The organism is Pseudomonadota bacterium (assembly GCA_011049115.1).
In the GTDB taxonomy this organism is placed as follows: Bacteria; Desulfobacterota; Anaeroferrophillalia; order Anaeroferrophillales; family Tharpellaceae; genus DSCM01.
The window spans coordinates 1-7,752 of sequence record DSCM01000105.1 but is presented as its reverse complement, the minus strand read 5'-3'; the positions used below and the strand labels follow the sequence as shown (position 1 = coordinate 7,752).

General features: G+C 43.1%; 8 protein-coding genes. 1 reads left to right on the top strand and 7 read right to left on the bottom strand.

Translation table 11 applies throughout. The features are described 5' to 3' along the window. Positions 1-138 precede the first annotated feature (138 nt). Genes ENN66_09485 through ENN66_09475 form a run of 3 tightly spaced genes read right to left on the bottom strand, consistent with a single transcriptional unit; the run spans position 139 to position 2,308 of the window. On the bottom strand, positions 139-1,365 hold the full coding sequence (locus tag ENN66_09485) for a tetratricopeptide repeat protein (protein ID HDS16816.1): 1,227 nt from the start codon (positions 1,363-1,365) through the stop codon (positions 139-141). Positions 1,366-1,406: 41 nt separating this feature from the next. Next, the gene (locus ENN66_09480; GenBank protein HDS16815.1) at positions 1,407-1,769 is read right to left on the bottom strand and encodes a LapA family protein; all 363 of its coding nucleotides are present in this window, start codon (positions 1,767-1,769) and stop codon (positions 1,407-1,409) included. A 32-nt stretch (positions 1,770-1,801) separates the two neighbouring features. Next, positions 1,802-2,308 carry an HIT domain-containing protein gene (locus ENN66_09475; GenBank protein HDS16814.1) on the bottom strand — a complete coding sequence of 169 codons (507 nt, stop codon included), beginning with the start codon at positions 2,306-2,308 and terminating at the stop codon, positions 1,802-1,804. Between the two features lie 180 nt (positions 2,309-2,488). On the opposite strand from ENN66_09475, the gene ENN66_09470 reads away from it, so the two are divergent. Next, positions 2,489-3,019 (top strand): ferredoxin, encoded by a 531-nt coding sequence (locus ENN66_09470; protein HDS16813.1) that lies wholly within the window; start codon positions 2,489-2,491, stop codon positions 3,017-3,019. Between the two features lie 290 nt (positions 3,020-3,309). Here ENN66_09470 and recJ read toward each other — a convergent pair whose 3' ends face one another. The 4 genes from recJ to rsmD are packed head-to-tail and all read right to left on the bottom strand — an operon-like array spanning position 3,310 to position 7,043. After that, positions 3,310-5,046, bottom strand: coding sequence for a single-stranded-DNA-specific exonuclease RecJ (gene recJ, locus ENN66_09465; GenBank protein ID HDS16812.1), 1,737 nt, complete (start codon positions 5,044-5,046; stop codon positions 3,310-3,312). Further along, entirely contained in the window at positions 5,039-5,923 is an 885-nt protein-coding gene (locus tag ENN66_09460) for a hypothetical protein (protein HDS16811.1), read from the bottom strand. Before ENN66_09460 ends, recJ begins: the two co-directional genes overlap by 8 nt. Before the next feature lie 6 nt (positions 5,924-5,929). Further along, entirely contained in the window at positions 5,930-6,469 is a 540-nt protein-coding gene (locus tag ENN66_09455; GenBank protein HDS16810.1) for a pantetheine-phosphate adenylyltransferase, read from the bottom strand. A gap of 16 nt (positions 6,470-6,485) precedes the next feature. Next, positions 6,486-7,043, bottom strand: coding sequence for a 16S rRNA (guanine(966)-N(2))-methyltransferase RsmD (gene rsmD, locus ENN66_09450; protein ID HDS16809.1), 558 nt, complete (start codon positions 7,041-7,043; stop codon positions 6,486-6,488). Positions 7,044-7,752: the final 709 nt, after the last annotated feature.

The following is a 7,752-nucleotide window of genomic DNA, read 5'->3' as shown; positions in this document are numbered from 1 at the left end:
GCATCCTTTCACCTTTTCTGTATATGGTTTTAAAAACCATATACAGAAAAGGTCGCTGTGGGTGGTCAATTTTCCGTAATCACTAGCTCTTTAACTGATCAATTTTAGAGTATCACAACCAAACCGAGTTCGTCGATTTTAGATAACGGTGATACTGTCCCAGGTAGAGCAACGAGGACATTTCCAGAGCATGATTTCAAGGCGATATCCGCATTTTCGACAACGATAGTTTTTTTCAAAGCGTAACTGGGTCGAAAAAAAATTACGAATCAGTTCCTGATAGAGCTGTCCTTCTCCCCGGCCCTTCTGGGTTAGGGCTGTCAGCAGCTTCTGCATCAGGGAAAAGATATCTCTGTCCCCGGTTTTTTTACTCATTAATTCTTGCAGCGCTTCTCCGGCCTGTTCAAAATTCCCAGAGTTAATCAACCAACCGATATAGGCCATTTTAAAATGATTGTTATTGCTGTAGCCTTGCGCATGACGTATAAAAAAATCCTTCTCGGCGCGAGCCTGATTTTCCGGCCCTAATTTTGTGAAACGATTTATCAGAAGACTGACTAAGTCTGGGTTTAAAACAAAAGCCTTGTTCCATTTTGCCAGAGCCTCTTCGAAAAGTCCGTCTGACAAAAGAAGATCCCCATAATGAAGCCAGGCATCAATACAGTTTTCATCAAGCTGCAAGGCTCGATGAAAAAAGGTCACGGCTTTTTCCCGGTCTCCATTAAGAATGGCGGTTTTAGCTACTTCCGTATGCAGGTGGGCAATGATATTATTGTGCTTATCAGCAGAGGGGACGTTTTCAAAAAGCTGCAGTGCCTTTTCCCATTCGCGGGTTTTTTCATACAGAGAAACCAATTCCAAGCGAGCGGCATGATTTTTAGGGTTATGACCGAGGATTTCCTCAAAGGTACGGCAGGCCCGGTCAAAAAGGCCGGCTTTGGCGTAATCAAGACCGATCTCGAAAAAAGTCCGTTGACGAATGTCTTCCGGCAGGTTCTGTCGTAGAAGAATATCCCTATGAACCCGGATGGCGCGCTCCATTTCACCAGAATTACGAAATAGTTGTCCTAATGCCAGGTAAATTTCGGCGGTAGTGCTGTTGACGCGGGCCACCTTGATAAATTCAGCAACTGCTTTATCGGTTTCGTTGGCTAGTACGTAAGACAAACCCCTGAAGTAGGTTTGTAGTAGCTGAGAACTATCAAATTCATGTCGATTATTGCTTTCGAGTGGTGCCGGAAAAGAAGATTTGGCTGTCTGCCGAGTTGCGTTATCCAGTCTTGCCAGATTAATTTTTTTTCGCAACCACAGAAAAAAAATTAACGACAGCGACAGGATAAAGATCAGCAGGCACACCAAAAACATATGTAATCTAATTGTTTTTCAAAGGTTGTTTTCCATTCAGCCTATTCGCTTTGGCAAGCATGATTGTTTATCTCAGGACTGCTAATGGAAATTCCGCTTTCTGTTAAGGGTTGATTTCTGAAATGAGCTAGTTCATTTTCAAGCTCAGCTATACTTTTATGTTGTTTTTTCAATTGGCGTCGATTTTTTAAAATTATAATAATGTCGAACATGGCGACCGTGAGCGCACCCAGGAAAAGAGCGCAAAAAATGATCAAATAAAGAGGAGGGGATTTATGCAGGACGTATTCTCCGAAGCCATACTTGAGCTCAACCACCATCGATAAGGTGGAGCTATTCTGAAAAATAAACACCAGAATCAGAAACAGAAAAACCAAAATAATGGCGATTTTTAAATAACGCATCAGTGACGCCCCTCCATATAATGTAAATCAGGTTATACAGTCGTAAAAAAAGGTTTGAGTTTTGTATATGAATCATCAAGGTATTGTGGCATGACCATCGTGTCGGCGATAACCGGCATGAAATTATGATCTCCATGCCAACGCGGAACAATATGAAAATGGAGATGATCCTCGATCCCGGCTCCAGCTGCTTTCCCAAGGTTAAGACCTATATTAAGGCCTGCCGGGTTCAGGGCCTGCTGCAGGAAGCCGGTCGACTTTTTCAACAATAACATCAAGTCGGTATACGACTCAGCCTGTAGGTCATTCAGGTCGGCGACATGAGTCATCGGTAAAACCAGAAGATGACAACTGCTGTAAGGATAGCGGTTTAAAAGAACATAACTTTGCCGACTACGAGCGAGAACCAGATTAGTGCGATCTTGGTCTTCTTGGTGGAGGCGACAGAAGAGACATTCTTTCTCTTTCTCCTTTTGTTTTGGTGTGTCGTCCAGAATATAATTTATTCTCCAAGGCGCCCAGAGCGCAAAACGCGACATTCCTTTGCTTTTTCCCTCTTTGGTAACCAACTTAAATTCGGCGAGCGCCTACTTGATTCAGCACTGTAACGTAACACTTGCAAAATCAGAAACTAACGATTATCATGTTTGTAGACTCTTTGCCACAATTTTCTTGCCGGCAAAATACGAAAATCGAGAAAAGGATCAGGGAGAGTAATAATGATTATCTCGGATAAAGATCTTGAAAAAGAAGCGGTTTTGGAGGTTGGCCGCTTAATGGCTGCAGCCGCAAGAACAGCACCTAAAGGCAAAGGGGCGGATACTATCTTTACCGCTCTTCTGACCGCTGACGACAAAGACCGGGTTGCTAAGCGTATGGAGACCATCGCCCGAGAAGAAGATATTCCCTTCTTTCAACGCGATGCCGCTAATGTTTATCAGGTGCCAGCGGTTCTGGTTATCGGCACGGCCTTTAAACCTTTAGGAATACCCCATTGCGGAGACTGCGGTTACAAAAACTGCCAAACATGTCGCGACGAAGGTGAGGGGCGGTGTAATTTTAATATCATTGATTTGGGTATCGCTTTGGGCAGTGCCGTTTCTGTGGCAGCGTTGCATCATGTTGACAACCGGATTATGTTTTCCTGCGGCAAAGCGGTGATGGAGTTAGGAATAATGCCGTCCGAGGTTAAAATGGCTTATGCGATTCCTCTTTCAATTGCAAACAAAAGCCCTTTTTTCGACCGTTAACCCTTTTTATCTGTAACCTTCAAGTAACGCTTGTAACCTATTGATAGCAAAACTAATCCATAGATTGAACTCTTAAGTGTTCTTCGAGATGAACAGTCTGTTTGTTGTTGGCATTATGTGTGGCCGCGGCAGGGGATCACTATTCAACTCGCCGGACATTCTGAGGACAGAACATAGAACCTGATTCCCGCGACGATTCAAGACGTCCAACCCCCCGACTAAATACAAAATAATTTAAAGCTCAGCTGATTAACGGAAAAGACGGCCTGAACAAGGGGAGGGGCTAAAGACTATTGATAAAAATGAAAATCAATCAGATTTAGACGGATTTCAGTTTTCCCCTGCCAAGTATTTTTTTCGGCGGTAAAAGCCAAGTCAAGTTGATCTCCACTTTTCGGGCTTATTCCATTGAAATTGAAGGCGATACCGGATAAACGGGTATCTTGTTCACCAGCAAAAGTAAATTTAAAATGACGTTTACGGCTCTGACCTACAGAGAGGGTTTTGAGAAGTCGCATTTTGCGCAGCGCAAAAATTGGTTCTGGGTTACCCGGTCCCAAAGGTTCGAGAAGCTCGATCTCATTAAGTAATTTCTGGTTGATCTCCAGAGGTTCAAGATAGGCGTCGATTTCAAGATCTGGCAGGCCCCTGATCTTAAAGTCTGATCGAGTTAGAAATTCTTCTATCCCTTCGCGCAATCCTGGTATTTCCTTCTCGTTTATGGTCAAGCCAACAGCTTGTTCATGACCACCAAAACGAAGAAGATGTGATTGACAATATTCCAGGGCCTTGACCAAGTTAAGACCCGGAACGCTGCGCCCCGAACCGCGCCCTACACCTTTCTCCAGGGCCATCAAGATTGTCGGCTTAGCATGATCTTCAGCTATTCTTGAGGAAACAATACCTACAACTCCGGGATGCCACTTTTCAGAGGCCAAGATAATTGCTCGTTTATCGGCATATTCATTTCCGCCGGATAAAATCTCTTCTACTTCTTCCTTGATATCACTTTCAATCTTTCGACGAAGAGTATTACATTCCTCTAGAAACTGGGCTCTTTGCCGGGCTATCGCTTTATCATTAGTCAAAAAAAGCTCAACCGCAATTTTCGCATTATCAATACGACCGACCGCATTAATTCTGGGAGCCAGACGATAGGCCAAATCCCGAGCTTTAACCTCTTGCCCGTGAGGGAAACGACTGGCTTCCAACAAAGCTCTAAGTCCAAGGCGGTTAGCCTTGTTAATTTCTACCAGTCCGTAACTGGTTAAAATTCGATTGACACCAGTCAGAAGCATAATGTCGGCAACGGTTCCCAAGGCTACCAGATCTAAATACTGGAGAAGATTAATTTCTCGTGCAAGTCCTGATTGACGCAAATGACGACGTAAAGCCATCATTAAATTAAAAACAACCCCAACCCCGGCCAAATTCTTATCGGGATATCGGCAATGATCCAGATGCGGATTAATAATTGCCAAAGCAGCAGGCAGTTTTTCAGGAATCTGGTGATGATCGGTAATAATCAGGTCCAAATTGAGAGATTTGGCCAGTTGAGCCTCTGCAAAGCTGGAGATACCACAGTCGACCGTGACCAACAAAGTTGCCCCCTCTTCAGCAATCAGTTTGACGGCATTGGCATTTAAGCCATAACCTTCAGTCAGTCGTGAGGGGATGATGAAATCAACTTCAAAGCCGGTTTTGCGCAGATAATCAACCAGAATGGTCGTCGCTGCGATCCCATCCATGTCGTAATCTCCGAAAACGATGATCTTTTCTTGCCGACAAAATGCCAGTTCAAGACGAGAGACGGCCTGCTCCATGCCTGCCATTAAAAAGGGATCGGGCAAATCATGTAGAGATGGGTTCAGAAATTTATGCGCCGTGGCGTATTCACAAAAACCACGACTGATTAACAAAGATGCCAGCTGTGAAGAGATACCGAGTTCTTTACAAAGCTTGCTCACGGTCTCGGTCTCAAACGGCTTTCTTTTCGGCACCCATTTACGCGAACAGAGCTCATTCATAAGCTACCTTCCTGATTCTCCAGCCAGTGATCAGACCACCCGCAGCTAAAATCAAAACACCCCCAGCCCAAACCGGCCATTTGGGGTATTCATGAGCAATTACAAAACCAAGTAAAACCGCTGACAAAGGTTCAACATAACCAATTATTGCTGCATGCTGAGCCTTAATGCGACTTAAACCTGACAAATAAATAAGAGGGGCCAGCCCGCAATGTGTCAATCCACTTATAACAAGTAAACTCCAGGTAGAATGCGAAAAGGACGAAAAAGATGAAGCAAAGCCAGAGAAGGGGAGTAGTAGCAATACGATTAAGACCCCCTGCCACAATACCAGAACGAGAGCAGGCAATAAAGCGGTCAGGCGTTTGGCAAAGATCAAGGTGAAAGCGTAAAAAAGTCCAGAAACAACCCCGAATATGGCGCCTCGGGCATCACGGACAGAAAAAGAAAAACTGAAGTCTGGAACCAGAATAGCAAACAACCCAATCGCCGCAAGCAACATGGGTAATACAACCCAGGATTCAAATTTTTCTCTTAACAACAGAGGGGCTAATATAGCAACAAAAAACGGGGCTGAATAATGAGTGAAAACCGCGATTGCAATTGAGGTTTGATTGAATGAAGCAAAATAAAAATAGTTATTAAGCAGCAAACTTACCGTCAACAAAAATAACCCCAAAACGGTAGATCGAGAAATGGCATAATCACTGCGGAAAAAACCGGGCCGGCTCAAGTTGACAATTATAAGCGGCGGAAGGGAAAACAAGGTGGTAAACAGAACAATATCAAAAGCTTCTAACTGAAGTTTCCTGACTAATATACCCCAGGTACTCCAAATCAACAAAGCCCCAGCAACTTTAAAGTAGTGCCTTATCAAAAAATTTTAATCCCTTGAATATTTGGAATATTTTAATTTAATTTCTTTTTCGACAATCGGGTGCACTAAGTCGGAAACATCCCCCCCCAACGAAGCCAATTCTTTAACAATCCTGGAACTCACATAGGTATAAAGGGCGCTGGAAGTCATAAAAAATGTTTCTATCCCAGGTGCAAGCTTACGGTTCATCAAAGCCATCTGAAACTCGTATTCAAAATCCGATACGGCGCGTAAGCCGCGAATGATAACTTTGGCGCCGCGATTGACAAGGTAATCAATCAATAATCCATCAAAAGTTTCAACCATAACCTTAGTGTTATCTGTGAAAATATTACTTATCATCGCGATTCTTTCAGATACCGAAAAAAGCGGGGTTTTCTCCTGATTGCAGGCAACCGCAACAACAACTTCATCAAAAACCATAGAGCTTCTTTGAATCAGATCAATATGACCTACTGTAACCGGATCAAAAGATCCGGGGAAAACAGCCACGGCTTGTAATGACTGAGGTTTTGACCCGATAACTTTCACTTCAGAGGGCTCCATTAAGGTCAGGTGAAATTTATGATTTAAGCTTTAAAAAGGTGAGCTGACTTTGTCCGTAACATTTTTGTTTTACAACAGACATAAATTGACTATCTGGAAGTTTACATGATCGCCTATGTTCTATTACGGTATAAGATTCCTGCGCCAGAATGTTATAACTGCATGCCAGGTCAACCATGGCGACAGCATCTTCAGAATTAATATAAGGAGGGTCAAGATAAACAAGATCTAAGATAATATTATTTGATCTAAAGTAATTCAAGGCCGACTCGATCCGCATTTGTAAAACCAAAGCATTGCATGATATTTCCAACAAAGCTAAATTTGCTCTGATCAGGGAACAACTTTCCGTGTCATAATCAACACAAAAAACCTTTGCCGCTCCGCGACTCAAAGCTTCAATGGCCATAATTCCGCTACCACTAAATAAATCACCGATCACTTTCCCATCACAGAACGACGGGCCAAGGATCGAAAAAAGAGCTTCACGAACAATAGCTTTACTTGGTCTCACACCTGGGCTATTTACAGGACTGACTTTCCTGCCTTTGAAATGACCGCCACTTATACGCATTTATGAAAAGTTATAGGAGCTGATTTATAAAATCAAACGTAATTATTCAGCGAAAAAAAATTGCTAAATCTAAAAAAAAGACTTGACACGGGTTTTGGCCATTTTTTTCGATTTTTGGTTTGCCCAAACAAGTCATCATATTTTGACTGCAGGAAGTCTGTGTTGAACTGATACTGCAGTCTTTTCCGGCACACATAGCTTGCCGGCGCCAAAAATTAAAAGTCCCGTAAAATCGATTATATTGAGCGAAATTTCGCTTTTAAAACCTGTGTTATAATGCTTCCACAACACAGGGAGAAAATCGAATGACAATTGAAAATATCGATATCCAGGCAACCATTGAAAAATTACAGGCCCTGATTAGGGACGTAGAACAAATGCCGGCATCGACCAGGTCGATGTTTGAAATCTTGATCCTGGTTATTACCTTGCTTGCTAACCGTCTGAATCTAATGCTAACCGTCTGAATCTAAACAGTTCAAACAGCAGCAAGCCGCCATCAACCGATCCCTTTAGGAAAAGGAAACAAAAAACCCGGTGGCCAAAATGGTAGAGTTGGAGTTACGCTTGAAAGGGTCGATGATCCATCCGGACATCATTGAAGATATCAAGGTCGATCGGAAACAGCTACCAAAAGGCCAATATCGTCGAGTCGGTTATCATTCCCGCCAAGTGTTTGATATCGATTTTTCAAAGATCGTTACTGAGT